The sequence below is a fragment of the Kribbella flavida DSM 17836 genome (assembly GCF_000024345.1).
Taxonomy (GTDB): Bacteria; Actinomycetota; Actinomycetes; order Propionibacteriales; family Kribbellaceae; genus Kribbella; species Kribbella flavida.
Genome location: NC_013729.1, coordinates 7,530,771 through 7,545,130 on the forward strand (window position 1 = coordinate 7,530,771; position 14,360 = coordinate 7,545,130).

Sequence of the window (14,360 nt, forward strand, 5' to 3'; positions counted from 1 at the left end):
CCTGACCGCGGCCCGGTGAAGAACCTGTGAAGGACCGGTCAGCACCCGATGCTCTCAGTCGATCTTCATCGGATTCTCATGAAGATCAGTCATCGTCGGACCATGCCAGCCCGCATTCTGGTCGCCGAGGACGACGTGAAGCAGGCGGAGCTGATCCGGCGCTACCTCGAGCGCGAAGGTCACCTGACGGTCGTGGTGCACGACGGGCGGGCGGCCATCGACGAGGCCCGCCGGCGCAGCCCCGACCTGCTGGTGCTGGACGTGATGATGCCGAAGGTCGACGGGCTGGACGTCTGCCGGGTGCTGCGGGCCGACCGGGGCGCCGGGGCCGGCGTGCCGATCATCATGCTGACCGCCCGGTCCACCGAGGACGACCTGCTGCTCGGTCTCGACCTCGGCGCGGACGACTACCTGACCAAGCCGTACAACCCGCGCGAGCTGGTGGCCCGGGTGCGGACCGTGCTGCGGCGCACCCGGAGCCGGGCCGAGGGTGAGGTGTACCGGGCCGGCGACCTGGAGATCGACCCGGAACGGCACGAGGTGCGGCTGGCCGGCGACCTGGTCGAGGTGACGCCGGCGGAGTTCAAGATCCTGGCCTGCCTGGCGGCGTCGCCGGGGCGCGCGTTCTCCCGCCAGCAGCTGCTCGAGCACGCCTTCGGGTTCGACCACTACGTGTTCGACCGGACGATCGACGTGCACGTGATGAACCTGCGCAAGAAGATCGAGCCGGCGCCGGCCACCCCGCAGTACCTGCGCACGGTGTACGGCGTGGGCTACAAGCTGGCCGAGAAGGTGGGATCCGATGCGTCGTAGCGTGCTGATCCGGTTCCTCGGGCTGTCCCTGGCGGTCGCGCTCGGGGCAGTGATCGCGACCGCGGTGATCGCCACCTACAGCACCTCGGAGCAGCTGCAGGGCGAGATCGACACGAACATCTCCCAGCTGCAGGTGGACGGCGACATCTACGCGCAGCTGAGCACGTACGCCTCCGACCACGCGAGCTGGGACGGGGTCGACGAGCTGGTTCACGACCTGGCCGAAGGGACCGGGCGGCGGATCGCCCTGACCACCGCGGACGGCACGGTGATCGCCGACTCAGCCACGCTGCTCGGCGCCGGGCCGGACCTGCCTTCGATGCCGGCGGCAACGATCAACGCCCGCGACCAGGGTGCCGGCGCGGTGATCAGCACGGACCCGGTCAGCGGGGTGGCCGGCCGAATGCCACTGACCAAACCGGCCCTGCAGGCGGTCGCCGTCGGTCTGCCCTTCGTCACGTACAAGTCGTGGGGACTGACCGACGACGAGCTCCGGCAGCGCGGACAGCTCGCCGAGCAGGCCGTGGCCTGCTATCACGCGCAGGGCCAGAGCGCCACCGTCGCGAGCGGCGGCAAGCACGGCCCGCAGGTCGTGATCGAGAACGGGCAGACGGTGGACGGCGTCACGGTGACGAAGATCCCGAAGCCCGGCGCCGCACGCGACGCCTGCCTGCCGGCCGGGCTCAACGCTCCCAGCGCCAAGGCCCGGCACGTCAACGCCGACGAGGTGCGGCGGGCGGTGTCCTGCCTGCGCGCGGCCGGTGAGCCGTACTCGCTCAACAACGGCGACGGCCTGACTGTCGTGATGCCACCGGACAAGGCAGAGCAGTCCGCCGGCTTCCTGCGCTGCACGTCGACCGCGCGGTCGGAGGCCCTCGCGCCGTACGTCGCTCCGGAGGCACGGCTCTTCCTGGGTTCGAGGAGCACCTTCAACGTGTTCTCCACCGAGGGGCTGCTGCGAACCGCCGCGACCGCGCTGGGCGTGCTGCTGATCGCCGCGCTGGTGATGGTGTTCGCCGGCCGCCGGCTGGTCCGGCCGATCCTGGCGCTGACCGGCGCCGCCCAACGGATGACCAACGGCGACCACGCGGCCCGGGTTCCGGTGGCCGGCAAGGACGAGGTGGCGCGGCTCGGCCACGCGTTCAACGCGATGGCGGAGTCGATCCAGCAGCACGACCACCAACGCAAGGCGATGGTCAGCGACGTCGCGCACGAGCTGCGGACCCCGCTCGCGAACATCAAGGGGTACCTGGTCGCCTCCGAGGACGGCGTGGTCCCGCTCGACCGCGAACTGGTCACCTCGCTGCTGGAGGAGACCGGCCTGCTCGAACGCCTGGTCGCCGACCTGCAGGACCTCGCCCTCGCCGACGCGGGCATGCTCCGGTTGCACCCGGCGCCGCGCGACCTGGCCGAGCTGGCCGGTCAGGTGGTCGCCGCTCACCGGCCCGCGGCGGAGGCCGCCGGGGTCCGGGTGAGCGCGGCGGCCGACAGCCCCGCGCCGGCCATCGTCGACAGCGCCCGGATCCGTCAGGCGCTCGGCAACCTGGTCTCGAACGCGATCCGCTTCACGCCCGCCGGAGGCCATGTCGTGGTCGGCGTCCGGCGCGACGGCGACGACTACCTGCTCACGGTCAGCGACAACGGCTCCGGCATCGACGCCGAGCACTTGCCCCACCTCTTCGACCGGTTCTACCGGGCCGAGCACTCCCGCTCCCGCGCCACCGGCGGCAGCGGACTCGGACTCGCGATCACCAAGCACCTGGTCGAAGCCCACCACGGCACCATCACCGTCACCAGCCACCCGGGCGACGGCTCCACCTTCACGATCCGCCTTCCCGGCGGGTGAGTTCCAGCTGCGCCGGCGGGCGAGTCCTACCGGTGAGCCAGCGCCCGGGCAGTGTCCAGCAGGTCGGTTCCGGTCGGCAGGGTGGCGATGATCGCAGTGTCCAGGCCGTTGTCGACGTACGCCTGGATCTTGGCACGGCAGTCGTCGGCGGAGCCGTGCACGACCAGCTCGTCGATCACCTGGACCGGGACCGCGGCCATCGCGGCGTTCCGGTCGCCGGCCGCCCACGCGGACCGCATCTCCTGCAGCGCCTCACCGCGGCCGAGCCAGTCGTGGAAGGCCGCGTAGCCCGGCACGGTCAGGTAGGTGGCGATCAGGAACCGGCCGATGTTGCGCGCCATCTCGGCGTCCTCGGTGACGCAGACGAAGATCCGCGCGGCCAGCTCCTTGGCGTCCCCGAGCTCGGCCCGGACCTGCCGGACGTCCTGGGCGGACAGCCAGTTGGTGATCGCGCCGTCCGCCTCGCGCCGGGCGAGCCGCAGCATCTGCGGGCGCAGCGCGGCCAGCATGACGGCCGGCGGGACGTCGGGCGCCTTCTCCAGCCGGAACCGCCGGATCGTGAAGCTGTCGAACTCGCCGTCGACCTTCTCCCCCGCGAAGGCCTGCCGCAGGAACCGCAGCACGTCCCGGGTCCGGGCCAGCGGCGGGTCGTAGGCGATCCCGTTCCACCCGGTCACGATCGTCTCCGACGACGCCCCGATGCCCAGCACGAACCGGCCCGGCGCGAGCTCCGCCAAGGCCGCCGCGCTCATCGCCAGCGCGGCCGGGCCCCGGGTGTGCACCGGTACGACGGCCGTCCCGAGCCGCAGCCGCTGGTCCCACTCGGACGCCAGCACCAGCGGGGTGAACGCGTCCGCCCCGGCCACCTCGGCCGACCACAGATCGGTGTAGCCGAGATCGGCCAGCTCGCCGATCAACTGCCGGTGGTCCCGCAGCGGTACGCCGGTCAGCGGAACGGTCAGTCCCCAACGCATCAGATCAGCCTCTTCAGCAACGGCAGCGGAGCCACCTTCATCAGCCCGGCCAGCGGCACCCACGGCCAGGCCGGGACGTACGCCTTGCGCTTCTCCGCCTCGATCGCGGCGACCATCGCGCGGACGCCGACCTCGGTGCCGACGATCAGCGGTGTCCTGGCCACGTGCTCGTTGAGCTCGGAGTGAATGTAGCCGGGGTGGATCGCGCTGACCGTGATCGGCTTGCCGAGCAGCTCCAGCTGCAGCCCCTCGGCGAGCGACGCGATCGCCGCCTTGGTCGCGGCGTACGTGGTGACGGTCTTCGGCAGGCCGCGGACGCCGGCGACCGAGGAGACCATCACCAGGTGCCCGGCGTTGCGGGACCGGAACAGCTCCATCGCCGCCTCGGCCTGCGCCAGCGCGGCGACGAAGTTGGTCTGCGCGGTCTGCAGGTTGGCGTCGAAGCGGCCGGTGCCGAGCGGAGCGCCCTTGCCGATGCCCGCGTTCACGATCACGCGGTCGATCCCGCCGGGCAGCTCGGCATCGATCGCGCGGAACGTCTCGAACACCGCGGTATGGTCGGTCACGTCGAGCCGGTGCGTGAGGACGGTCAGCCCCGGATGCTCCGCCAGCAAGGCGTCCCGCAGTTCGGTCAGCCGGTCCTCGCGGCGGGCGGTCAGCGCGAGGTTGCGCCCTTTCGCGGCGAACTGCCGGGCCATCTCCGCGCCCAGTCCGGAGCTCGCTCCGGTGATCAGGATGTTGCGTCGCATCATCGCCCTATCGGTAGGAGAGCAGGTCGGTGCCGTCGACGTGGCCGTGGTCGTTGTGGCTGACCACCGTCAGCCCGCTGCGGCCGACGACCAGCTTGGTGATGGCGGTGTTGACGGTGACCGGGTTCAGCCGCAACCAGAGCTCGTCGCCACCGGACCACAACCGGCTGACGACGGCCGCGATCGGTCCGCCCGAGGTGAACACCACCGCTGTCTGCCCCGAGCCCACGCGGTCCGCGGTACGGCGTACAGCGGCCTCGGACCGGTCGCAGAACTCGGTGAAGCTCTCGGTGTACCCGTCGCCGCCCAGGGTCCAGCGCTCGGTCGCAGCGGCGAACATCTCCTGGAACGCGCGGGCCGGATGCCCGGTGCGAGCCAGGTCCGCGAGCAGCACCGCCCGCCGCTGGTACGCCGGCTTGTGCGCGACGATCACCTGGTCGTGGTCGAACTCGTTGAACCCCTCGTCCACCTCGACGTCCATCGGCAGCCCGGCCGCCTTCAGCGCGAGCGTCGCCGTCCGGGCGTGCCGCTGCATCGCCCCGGCGACCACGAGGTCCGGCGTCACCCCGCGCGCGGCCAGCGCCTCGCCGAGGCGGCCGGCCTGCCGTTCACCGAGCGGGGAGAGCCGGTCGTAGTCCTTCTTGCCGAACGACGCCTGCGCGTGCCGGACCAGGTAGATCGCGCCCATCAGGCCTGCCGGATGATGCGGCGGCAACGCCGTTCGAGCAGGTTGACCGGCAGCCAGAGATTCTTGAACCTCGGGTTCCGGGTCTGCTTGTGGTGGTAGCGGTAGTAGATCTGCTGCGCGATCACCGCGAGCCGGAACAGGCCGAACACCTCGTAGAACGCCCAGTTCCCGGCGTCCCGGCCGGTCCGCTCGCAGTAGTACCGGACGAACTCGTCGCGGCTGATCATGCCGGGTGCGTCCGACGGCTGCAGGCGGAACCGGCGAAACGCCCTGTCGTCGTCGGCCTGCACCCAGTAGGCCATCGCGCTGCCGAGATCCATCAGCGGATCGCCGAGCGTGGCCAGTTCCCAGTCGAGGACCCCGATCACCCGCAGCGGGTCGTCCGGGTCGAGCACGACGTTGTCCAGCCGGAAGTCGTTGTGGATCACGCAGTTCCCCGCGTCGGCCGGCTGGTTCGCCGCCAGCCAGGCCATCACCTTCTCGGCGCCGGGCACGTTCCAGGTCTTCGCCTTGCGGTAGCGCTTGGACCAGCCGGAGACCTGCCGTTCGACGTACCCGTCACCCCGGCCGAGATCCGCGAGCCCGGCCGCGGCCGGGTCCACCTGGTGCAGGGCGACAAGCGTGTCGACCAGGGTGAAGCCGAGGTGCCGGGTCTGGTCCGGGCTGAGGTCGACGCCGAGCTGGGCGCGCCGCGGGATCGTGCCGGCGATCCGCTCCATCACGTAGAAGTCGGACCCGATCACCTGCTGATCGGTGCAGTGGGCAACCATCGTGGGAACGTACGGGAAGACCGGGGCCAGACCGGCCTGGATCCGGTACTCGCGGCCCATGTCGTGCGCGCTCCTCGCCTTGGTCCCGGCGGGCGGCCGGCGCAGGATCAGGTCGCGCTCCGGGTAACGCAGCAGGTACGTCAGGTTGGACGCTCCGCCGGAGAACTGGCGAACGTCGGGTGGGTTCGTCGGCACGGGCGTCCGCTCCCGCAGCCAGGCGTGCACCGCGGGCACGTCGAAGGCGTCCTCGTCCCGGACCGGCCGGGCGCCGTCGACCAGCTCGTTGCCTTCAGCGCCCAACGCTTCGGTCACCGCTCCCGGCCGGGTCGCCACTCGGCGCACCTGCGCCCGCGTGATCCTCACTCGGTACCCCGGCGGATTCCGCGCGCCGGCGGGCGCGGGCCGCGAGCTTGCGCATCTGCCGGTCGTACAGCGGGCGGGCGAACCGCTTGGTCCGCCAGGCCAGCAGGGCCGGCCGGTCGGGAATGATCAGGAACTGCTTCTTCTGCACCCCGGCCACCACCGCGGCCGCGATCTCGTCCGCCGTCCGTGGCGACTTCTCGATCAGCTGGCGGGCGGCCGCTCCCATCGCGGTGTCGGCGCCCTGGATCGAGTCGGCCAGGTTGGTCCGGAAGAACGACGGGCAGGCCACCGACACGCTCACGCCGTACGGGTGGAGCTCGTGCGAGAGGGTCTCCGACAGCGCGACCACGCCGGCTTTGACCGTGTTGTACGAGCTCATCATCGGCGGGTGCACCAGGCCGGCCGCGGAGGCGGTGTTGACGATGTGGCCGGCACGCTGCCGTTTGAACACCGGCGTGAACGCCCGGCAGCCGCGGACCACGCCCATCAGGTTGATGTCGACGACCCGGTCCCACTCGGCCAGCGACTCGACGTCGATCCGGCCGCCGGTGGCGATGCCGGCGTTGTTGACCAGGATGTCCAGCCCGTCCCAGTTCTGCTCGCACCACTCGACGGCCGCGGCCCAGTCGTGCTCGCTGCGCACGTCCAGCTGCCGGTACGACGCTTCGGCCGGTGGCTCCGACTCGGCCGCGACGTCGGTGCTCAGCACACTGTGGCCTGCGGCAACAAATTGCTGGACCAGGGCGAGCCCGAGCCCACTGGCTCCGCCGGTGACCAGGACCCTGCTCATTCCGCCCCGCCCTTCGTCGACTGGTACTTCGCCAGCTCCACCTTGGCGACCACTCCACGGTGCACCTCGTCGGGCCCGTCCGCCAGTCGCAGCGCCCGGGCACTCGTCCAGGCCGCGGCCAGCGGGTAGTCGTCGGACAGACCGCCACCACCGTGCAACTGGATCGCCATGTCGATCACCTCCTGCGCCATCCGCGGCACGGCCACCTTGATCTGACTCACCTCGCTGAGCGCACCGGCCAGCCCCTGGGTGTCCAGCAGCCAGGCGGTCTGCAGGACGAGCAGCCGGGCCTGGTTGATCGCGATCCGCGCGTCGGCGATGCGTTCGCGGTTGCCGCCGAGGTTGACCAGCGGCTTGCCGAACGCCGTCCGGCTGGTGCCGCGGAGCAGGGCCAGCTCCAGCGCGTGCTCGGCCAGGCCGATCAGCCGCATGCAGTGGTGGACCCGGCCCGGGCCGAGCCGCCCCTGCGCGATCTCGAAGGCGCGGCCGGGCCCGACCAGGATGTTGGCGGCCGGGACCCGCACGTCGGTGAAGGAGATCTCGCCGTGGCCGTGCGGTTCGTCGTACCGGCTCATCGCGGGCAGCAGCCGCTCGACCTTGACCCCGGGGGTGTCGCGCGGGACGAGCACCATCGTGTGGCGCGCGTAACGGTGCGCCTCGGGATCGGTGAGACCCATGAAGATCAGCAGTTCGCAGTCGGGGTGGCCGACGCCGGTGCTCCACCACTTGCGGCCGTTGACGACCACCTCGTCGCCGTCGAGCACCGCGGTCGCCGCCATGTTCGTCGCGTCGGAGGAGGCGACGTCCGGCTCGGTCATGCAGAACGCGGACCGGATCGCGCCGTCCAGCAACGGCTCTAGCCACTGCTTCTTCTGCTCGGGCGTGCCGTAGCGGAGCAGGACCTCCATGTTGCCGGTGTCGGGCGCGTTGCAGTTGAACACGTACGGCGCGAGGAACGACCGGCCGGTGAGCTCGGCGATCGGGGCGTAGTCGAGATTGCTCAGCCCTTCGCCGTACTGCTCGTTGCCTGGTTCGGCCGGAGGCAGAAACAGGTTCCACAGGCCTTGGGCGCGGGCCTTCCGCTGCAGCTCCCGGAACGCCGGCTGCGGCTGCCACGGATCCGCCGCGGCCTTGGTCGCCGCGTGCACCTCGGCCTCCACCGGCTCGATCTCGGTCCGCAGGAACTGCTCGACCCGGCCGATCAGTTCCTGCGCCCGGGCGGACGGCTCGAACCCCATCGCTGCTCCTCACGCCGGACAAGCTGACCGGTTGACCGTAACGCACCTGCTGAGCAATGCTCAACAGCGTGCACGTCGACGCGAAAACGGGGCCGGAGCAGCGGGGACGGCGGCGCTTGACCGCGGAGGACCGGCGCAAACAGCTGGTCGGCATCGGCCTGATGATGCTGCGCACCCAGCCGATCCACGAGTTGTCGGTCGACGCGGTCGCCGCCGAGGCGGGCATCTCCCGCGGCCTGCTGTTCCACTACTTCCCGACCAAGCGGGACTTCTACGTCGCCGTGATGCGCGCGGCCGGCCGGCGGCTGCTCCGGGTCACCGCCCCGGATCCCGCGCTGCCACCGCCCGAGCAGCTCCGCCAGATGCTGCTGTCCTTCGTCGCCTTCATCAACCGGCGGCGCGACTCCTACATCTCCTTCGTCCGCGGCGCGGCCGGCGGGGACGCCTTCGTCGTCGAGGTGTACGCCGAAACCCGCGCCGCCCTCACCGCCCGCGTCCTCGCCCTGCTCGACCTGGCCGACGCCGACCGTCCCGCGTCGCCCGACCGCCTGACCGTGCACGCCTGGCTCGCCTACGTCGAGGACCTGGCCATCGAGTGGTCCGGTCTGTCTGCTTCGGCCCGGCCGTGCTCTGCCGAAGCCCTGGTCGACCAGTCCCTGGCAGCTTTGAAGGCCCTCCGCACCCTCTGAGCGGGCACGGCGAGTGCCACGCCTGCGGTCAGGCGGCTCCAGGAGCAGGGCCGGTGGAATCCCGGATCACCAGCTCGGTGGCGAGTTCCACGTGCAGCGCCTCGAGCTCGTGGCGGTCCAGGAGACGGATGAGCAGGCTGACGGCCATCCGGCCCATCTCCTGCAACGGCTGGCGAACCGTGGTGAGCAGCGGCGACGTGGCCCTGCTGAGGTCGATGTCGTCGAAGCCTGCGACCGACAGGTCCCCCGGAATGCTCAGGCCCCGCTCGACGGCGGCGCGCAGCGCACCGACCGCCGCCTTGTCGTTGAACGCGACGAGCGCGGTCGGCCGCTCCGGCAGGTCCAGTAGTTCGCCCGCCGCGCGGTAGCCCCACTCCGTCGTGGGCTCCACGAAGCGCACCAGCGCGGGATCGGGCAATGACCCGGCGTCGGCCAGCGCTGCGGCGTGCCCACTCAGCCGGGCATCGCTCGCCAGCCACTCCCGCGGTCCGGCGATCACCCCGATCCGGCGATGCCCGAGCTCGGCCAGGTGGGCGGTCACCTGCCGCGCGCCGGAGAAGTGCGCGGCCGACACCGCCGCGATGTCCCGCGGCAGCGGGGTGCGGGGATCGACCACCACGAACGGGAACCGCCGCGCCCGCAACCGGACCAGCTCCTCGCTCGACTCCGGCGGCAGGATCAGGATCGCGCCGCCGACCGCCGGCTGGACGGTCTGTCCCGGCTCAGCCGGTGAATTCTCGTCCGTGCCGACGCTGCGTCGTCCGCCGTACCCGGCTGAGCTCCGGCCGGCGGCCAGCTGGCTCAGTACCGGGGCGGACGCCGCGCCCTGACCGGCGTTCAGAACGAGTTGCCGTCCGTGCCGGTCGAGCGTCTCGGCGATCGAGGACACGATCAGTCCGAAGTAGTCCGTCAGCAGGTACGGGCAGCGCACGTAGACCGCGCCCGCCGCCGGTTTCGGCGTACCGCCGCGTGGTCCGGGCGCGGTCGCGCCGAGCCGCTCGACCGCCTGCTCGACCAGGTCCCGGGTGGCCGGCGCGACGCTCGCGGAGTGGTTCAGCACCCGGGAGACGGTCGCGATCGAGACGCCGGTCTCCGCCGCGATGTCCCGGACGGTGACCCGTCTAGGCATTTGTTACATCGCCTTGTTTCATTCTGTCACCGTAGCGCCAAGCCTTGACACGCCGCCAGTGCGACGGTTTTCTGACAGCGATGAAGGCGTTCTGTGTTTCATTTGTTACATCTCCGCCCGAGGTGAGGAGCACCGTATGAGAAGGCAAACGCTGGGTGCCGCCGTGGCGGCCACCGCCCTGCTCGCGGCCGGGCCGGCGCCCGGCGCGGCCGTCGGCGCCGAGACGAACGGCCCGGCAGCCGGCCGCGGACCGACCGCTCAGGCGCGGGTCTGGGTGACCACCCCCGACCGGGCCGAACTGCTGCACGAGCGGACCCCGGTGACGTTCGGCCAGGGCTCCAGCAGCCGGACCACGATCACGGTCGAGCCGACCACGAAGTACCAGACCATGGACGGCTTCGGCGCCTCGATCACCGACTCGTCGGCGAGCGTGCTCCACCAGCTGCCGGCCGCGGACCGCGAGAAGACGATGCGGTCGCTGTTCGACCCGCGGCAGGGCATCGGCGTCAGCTTCCTGCGCCAGCCGATCGGCTCGTCCGACTTCACCGCTCAGGCCGAGCACTACACGTACGACGACGTCCCGCCCGGCCAGACCGACTTCACCCTGCGGCGCTTCAGCATCGCTCACGACCAGCGGCAGATCCTGCCGCTGCTGCGCCGCGCGAAGCAGCTGAACCCGGCGCTCAAGGTGATGGGCACGCCGTGGAGCCCGCCGGCCTGGATGAAGACCGGGGACTCGCTGGTGGGCGGCCGGCTGAAGGACCACCCGGCGATCTACAACGCCTACGCGCGCTACCTGGTGAAGTTCGTGCAGGCGTACACGGCGGCCGGCGTCCCGATCGACTTCCTCTCGATCCAGAACGAGCCGCAGCACCGCGCGCCCAGCGGCTATCCCGGCATGGACCTGCCGGTCCGGCAGGCGGCCGCGGTGATCGAGCAGCTCGGCCCGATGCTGCGCGCGGTCAGCCCGCGCACCAAGATCCTCGGCTACGACCACAACTGGTCCACGCATCCCGGCGACGTCGGCAACACCCCGCCCGGCGAGGACCCGGAGACGGACTACCCGTACCAGCTGCTCAGTACGCCGGCCGCCCGCTGGATCGCGGGCACGGCGTACCACTGCTACGCGGGCACGCCGGCGGACCAGTCGAAGCTGCGGCAGGCCTTCCCGGACAAGGGCATCTGGTTCACCGAGTGCTCCGGCTCGCACGGGCCGAACGACACCCCGCCGCAGATCTTCCGCGGCACGCTGACCTGGCACGCCCGCACCCTGATGATCGGCACCACCCGGAACTGGTCGAAGTCGGTGGTGAACTGGAACATCGCCCTGAACGCCGACGGCGGCCCGCACAACGGCGGCTGCGACACCTGCACCGGCCTGGTCACCCGGCACCCGGACGGCTCGGTCAGCACCGACGCGGAGTACTACACGATCGGCCACCTGTCGAAGTTCGTGAAGCCGGGCGCCACGCGGATCGGCAGTACGTCGTACGGCACGACCGGGTGGAACGGGCAGCTGATGTCGGCCGCCTTCCGCAATCCCGACGGGTCGACGGCGCTGGTCGTGCACAACGAGAACGACGCGCCGCGGGAATTCGCGGTGGCGGTCGGCGGCCGGTCCTTCGAGTACACCCTGCCCGGCGGCTCGATCGGCACCTTCGTCTGGACGCGTGACCTGCGGTCGGAGTTGACGCCGGTGTCGCTGACCACCGCCCACGCGACCGCGTCGGTCGGTGCGGATGTCGCCGCGCTGGCGATCGACGCGGACGGCTCGACGCTGTGGCAGTCGAAGACGGCGCGCGCGGCCGGCCAGTCCGTGCAGGTCGACCTCGGTACCTCGCGCACGGTCCGCCGGGTCGCTCTCGACAGCGGCGGCAACCTCGGCGACTACGCCACCTCGTGGGAACTGAGCTACAGCAACGACGGCACCACCTGGCGCCCGCTGAAGACCGGCACCTCGAACGGCCAGCTCACGAACGTGGACGTGCCACCGACCCGTGCGCGCCACCTCCGCATCACGTCGACCTCCGCCGGCGACCACTGGTGGACCTTGGCCGACTTCCGCGTCTACAGCTGAGACCGGCTTCTCAGGCCGACCTCCCACCACTCCGGGAGGTCAGCCTGAGGTAGTAGCCGTCGGCATCGAACAACCGGAAGTCCCGCAGGCCCCACTCCTGCGTGCGCGGCGGACTCTCGACCGGCCAGCCGCTGCGGCTCACCCGCTCGTACTCGGCGTCGAGATCGTCCACCTCGAGCACGATCTCCGTCCCCGCCGGGACCCGGCGGACCGCGGGGTCGACCGCGTCCGCCGCGGCGCCGATCCCGATCCGTGCCGTGCCCCGGCCCATCCACAGGTACCGGCCGGGTTGCCGGCTCAGCTCCTCGAACCCGAGAACGCGGCGGTAGAAGTCACCGGCCGCTTCCAGATCGTGCGTGAACACCTCGACCCGCAAGGACATCGTCATGACCACCATGCTCGGAGTTCCACCGCGCTTGAGGTCAAGGTGTGAGGTGAGATGTGAGCCAGAGTGCGGTGGCGGCGGCCCGTTCGTTGTCTGAGGCAATGACTTGCAGGCCGACCGGGAGGTTGCGAGCCGGCAGCGGCACGGTGAGGGCGGGGAAGCCGGTGAGGTTGGCGAGTCTGGTGTTCCGCATCAGCTGGATGCGCAGCGCGATCGAGGCCGCCGGGTCCGCGACCGCCGACAGCGGCGGTGCGACCAGTGGGACGGTCGGAAGCACGATGGCGTCGTACTGCGCCAGGAGTTTGCCGACCTGCGCGCGGACCACCTCGGTGTCACGCCTCGCCTGGACGTAGCGCCAGGCCGGGACCTCCGCCGCCTCCGTCAGCCGCAGCCGTACGTCGGGCTGGTACAGCGTGGTGGTCCGGCCGGCGTGGTTGGCGACGGCTTCCGGGCCCTGCAGGTCGATCGCGATCTGGTTGGTGGTGGCCCAGTCGGGCAGTTCGACCGGTTCGGTGGCCGCGCCGGCTTGGTGGAGCCGTACGAGTGCGGCGGACCAGGCCTCGCTCACCTCCGCGTCGTACTCGCCCTGGCTGGTGACCACGCCCAGCCGCGGCGGCGTCGTACGGGCAGCGACCGGGGCCGAGGCGGTCAATGCCGCCAGGGCGTACGCCGCGTCGGCGGCGGTCGCGGTCAGGACGCCGACGTGGTCGAGGCTCTGGGCCAGCGGGAAGACCCCGTCGGCGGGAAGCGTGCCGTAGGCGGGCTTGAAGCCGGCGACGCCGCACAGCGCGGCCGGGATCCGCACCGAACCCGCCGTGTCGGTCCCGATCGCCAGCGGCACCACCCCGGCCGCGACCGCCGCCGCAGCACCGGAGCTCGACCCGCCGGTCATCCGCTCCGGGTCGTGCGGGTTGCGGCAGGGGCCGACGCGGTTCGACGTACCGGTGCAGCCGTAGGCGAACTCGTGGGAGTGGCTCAGCCCGAGCACGATCGCCCCGGCCGCGCGGAGCCGGCGGACGACGTCGGCGTCGCGGCGGCCGAGCTCGTCCATCGCCGCGGAGCCGCAGCGGTACGGCAAACCCTCGACCTCGATGATCTCCTTCACCAGCACCGGGACCCCGGCAAGCGGCCCGCGCCGGTCGTGCCGCGCGGCGGCGGCCCGGGCGCCGTCGGCATCGAGGTGCACGACCGCGTTCAGCGCGGAGGTCTCGCGCGCTCGGCCGAGCGCCTTCTCGACCAGGTCGACCGGGTCCAGCCGGCCCGCGCGAACCCCCGCGGCCAGTTCCTCGAGTGAAGTCACGTCTCATTGTGGGTTCTGCTCACTGCGCGCCCGCGCAGCGGAGAGAAATTCGAAACAGCAGCGTCACGCCCGCTTGCTACCGTCCGGCCCATGATCGACGGGGCAGTTCTCCAGCCGGCCACGGGCACCGACCCCACCGTCGTGGCCCTCACCACCGCCCAGCAGGCCGAACTCGCCGCCCTCTACGGCGACGACCAGCCGCTGGTCGACCCGCACCCCGACACCGCCTTCACCGTGCTGCACGTCGACGGCGTCCCGGCCGGCTGCATCGGCCTGCAACCCGTCGCCCCCGGCCTCGGCGAGATCAAGCGCCTGTACGTCGAACCGTCGTTCCGCGGCTGGGGCCTGTCCCACCTGCTGCTCACCCACCTGGAGACCCAGGCCCGCGCCCAGGGCCTGACCACTCTCCGCCTCGAAACCGGCACCGAGCAGCACGCCGCCCAAGCCCTCTACATCCACCACGGCTACCACCCCATCCCCGCCTACCCACCCTTCACCGACGAACCAGCCTCCCGCTGCTTCGCAAAGGACCTCAGCTAGACCGGGCGG

Annotated in this window: 14 protein-coding genes; 5 read left to right on the forward strand and 9 right to left on the reverse strand. The window is 71.5% G+C overall.

The window, feature by feature from the left end; all coding sequences use genetic code 11:
- Nucleotides 1–102 precede the first annotated feature (102 nt).
- Nucleotides 103–813 (forward strand): response regulator transcription factor, encoded by a 711-nt coding sequence (locus KFLA_RS34980; RefSeq protein WP_012924579.1) that lies wholly within the window; start codon nt 103–105, stop codon nt 811–813.
- Nucleotides 803–2,659: a sensor histidine kinase gene (locus KFLA_RS34985; protein ID WP_012924580.1), complete on the forward strand. Its 1,857-nt coding sequence runs from the start codon at nt 803–805 to the stop codon at nt 2,657–2,659. The genes KFLA_RS34980 and KFLA_RS34985 overlap by 11 nt, the downstream gene beginning before the upstream one ends.
- A gap of 26 nt (nt 2,660–2,685) precedes the next feature.
- Here the strand turns inward: KFLA_RS34985 and KFLA_RS34990 are convergent, their stop codons facing one another.
- From KFLA_RS34990 to KFLA_RS35015, 6 genes are read right to left on the reverse strand one after another with little or no spacing between them, the layout of a single operon-like run.
- Nucleotides 2,686–3,633 (reverse strand): LLM class F420-dependent oxidoreductase, encoded by a 948-nt coding sequence (locus tag KFLA_RS34990; RefSeq protein ID WP_012924581.1) that lies wholly within the window; start codon nt 3,631–3,633, stop codon nt 2,686–2,688.
- The gene (locus KFLA_RS34995; RefSeq protein ID WP_237706671.1) at nt 3,633–4,385 is read right to left on the reverse strand and encodes an SDR family oxidoreductase; all 753 of its coding nucleotides are present in this window, start codon (nt 4,383–4,385) and stop codon (nt 3,633–3,635) included. Before KFLA_RS34995 ends, KFLA_RS34990 begins: the two co-directional genes overlap by 1 nt.
- A gap of 4 nt (nt 4,386–4,389) precedes the next feature.
- Complete coding sequence (locus tag KFLA_RS35000; protein WP_012924583.1) at nt 4,390–5,070, reverse strand: histidine phosphatase family protein; 681 nt, start codon at nt 5,068–5,070, stop codon at nt 4,390–4,392.
- Nucleotides 5,070–6,152 (reverse strand): phosphotransferase family protein, encoded by a 1,083-nt coding sequence (locus KFLA_RS35005; protein WP_148256816.1) that lies wholly within the window; start codon nt 6,150–6,152, stop codon nt 5,070–5,072. The genes KFLA_RS35000 and KFLA_RS35005 overlap by 1 nt, the downstream gene beginning before the upstream one ends.
- Nucleotides 6,130–6,993 carry an SDR family NAD(P)-dependent oxidoreductase gene (locus KFLA_RS35010; RefSeq protein ID WP_012924585.1) on the reverse strand — a complete coding sequence of 288 codons (864 nt, stop codon included), beginning with the start codon at nt 6,991–6,993 and terminating at the stop codon, nt 6,130–6,132. The genes KFLA_RS35005 and KFLA_RS35010 overlap by 23 nt, the downstream gene beginning before the upstream one ends.
- The gene (locus KFLA_RS35015; protein ID WP_012924586.1) at nt 6,990–8,231 is read right to left on the reverse strand and encodes an acyl-CoA dehydrogenase family protein; all 1,242 of its coding nucleotides are present in this window, start codon (nt 8,229–8,231) and stop codon (nt 6,990–6,992) included. The genes KFLA_RS35010 and KFLA_RS35015 overlap by 4 nt, the downstream gene beginning before the upstream one ends.
- A 68-nt stretch (nt 8,232–8,299) precedes the next feature.
- Here KFLA_RS35015 and KFLA_RS35020 point away from each other — a divergent pair, with 68 nt between their 5' ends.
- A complete protein-coding gene (locus KFLA_RS35020; protein ID WP_237706672.1) occupies nt 8,300–8,920 on the forward strand; it encodes a TetR/AcrR family transcriptional regulator in 621 nt (206 codons plus the stop codon).
- A gap of 28 nt (nt 8,921–8,948) precedes the next feature.
- Here KFLA_RS35020 and KFLA_RS35025 read toward each other — a convergent pair whose 3' ends face one another.
- Nucleotides 8,949–10,049: a LacI family DNA-binding transcriptional regulator gene (locus KFLA_RS35025; protein ID WP_012924588.1), complete on the reverse strand. Its 1,101-nt coding sequence runs from the start codon at nt 10,047–10,049 to the stop codon at nt 8,949–8,951.
- Between the two features lie 136 nt (nt 10,050–10,185).
- On the opposite strand from KFLA_RS35025, the gene KFLA_RS35030 reads away from it, so the two are divergent.
- Nucleotides 10,186–12,126: a discoidin domain-containing protein gene (locus KFLA_RS35030; RefSeq protein WP_012924589.1), complete on the forward strand. Its 1,941-nt coding sequence runs from the start codon at nt 10,186–10,188 to the stop codon at nt 12,124–12,126.
- 10 nt (nt 12,127–12,136) lie between these two features.
- On the opposite strand, the gene KFLA_RS35035 is transcribed toward KFLA_RS35030, so the two are convergent.
- On the reverse strand, nt 12,137–12,514 hold the full coding sequence (locus KFLA_RS35035; RefSeq protein ID WP_158307310.1) for a VOC family protein: 378 nt from the start codon (nt 12,512–12,514) through the stop codon (nt 12,137–12,139).
- Between the two features lie 34 nt (nt 12,515–12,548).
- Nucleotides 12,549–13,811 carry an amidase gene (locus KFLA_RS35040; protein ID WP_012924591.1) on the reverse strand — a complete coding sequence of 421 codons (1,263 nt, stop codon included), beginning with the start codon at nt 13,809–13,811 and terminating at the stop codon, nt 12,549–12,551.
- 90 nt (nt 13,812–13,901) lie between these two features.
- Here KFLA_RS35040 and KFLA_RS35045 point away from each other — a divergent pair, with 90 nt between their 5' ends.
- Nucleotides 13,902–14,351 carry a GNAT family N-acetyltransferase gene (locus KFLA_RS35045; RefSeq protein WP_012924592.1) on the forward strand — a complete coding sequence of 150 codons (450 nt, stop codon included), beginning with the start codon at nt 13,902–13,904 and terminating at the stop codon, nt 14,349–14,351.
- Nucleotides 14,352–14,360: the final 9 nt, after the last annotated feature.

What these genes read in the sequence shown, in the direction of transcription:
- KFLA_RS35000 (WP_012924583.1), bottom strand. Translation starts at nt 5,070, where the DNA reads ATGGGCGCGATCTACCTGGTCCGGCACGCGCAGGCGTCGTTCGGCAAG.
- KFLA_RS35030 (WP_012924589.1), top strand. Translation starts at nt 10,186, where the DNA reads ATGAGAAGGCAAACGCTGGGTGCCGCCGTGGCGGCCACCGCCCTGCTC.
- KFLA_RS34980 (WP_012924579.1), top strand. Translation starts at nt 103, where the DNA reads ATGCCAGCCCGCATTCTGGTCGCCGAGGACGACGTGAAGCAGGCGGAG.
- KFLA_RS34985 (WP_012924580.1), top strand. Translation starts at nt 803, where the DNA reads ATGCGTCGTAGCGTGCTGATCCGGTTCCTCGGGCTGTCCCTGGCGGTC.
- KFLA_RS34990 (WP_012924581.1), bottom strand. Translation starts at nt 3,633, where the DNA reads ATGCGTTGGGGACTGACCGTTCCGCTGACCGGCGTACCGCTGCGGGAC.
- KFLA_RS35025 (WP_012924588.1), bottom strand. Translation starts at nt 10,049, where the DNA reads ATGCCTAGACGGGTCACCGTCCGGGACATCGCGGCGGAGACCGGCGTC.
- KFLA_RS35045 (WP_012924592.1), top strand. Translation starts at nt 13,902, where the DNA reads ATGATCGACGGGGCAGTTCTCCAGCCGGCCACGGGCACCGACCCCACC.
- KFLA_RS35035 (WP_158307310.1), bottom strand. Translation starts at nt 12,514, where the DNA reads ATGACGATGTCCTTGCGGGTCGAGGTGTTCACGCACGATCTGGAAGCG.
- KFLA_RS34995 (WP_237706671.1), bottom strand. Translation starts at nt 4,385, where the DNA reads ATGATGCGACGCAACATCCTGATCACCGGAGCGAGCTCCGGACTGGGC.
- KFLA_RS35015 (WP_012924586.1), bottom strand. Translation starts at nt 8,231, where the DNA reads ATGGGGTTCGAGCCGTCCGCCCGGGCGCAGGAACTGATCGGCCGGGTC.
- KFLA_RS35010 (WP_012924585.1), bottom strand. Translation starts at nt 6,993, where the DNA reads ATGAGCAGGGTCCTGGTCACCGGCGGAGCCAGTGGGCTCGGGCTCGCC.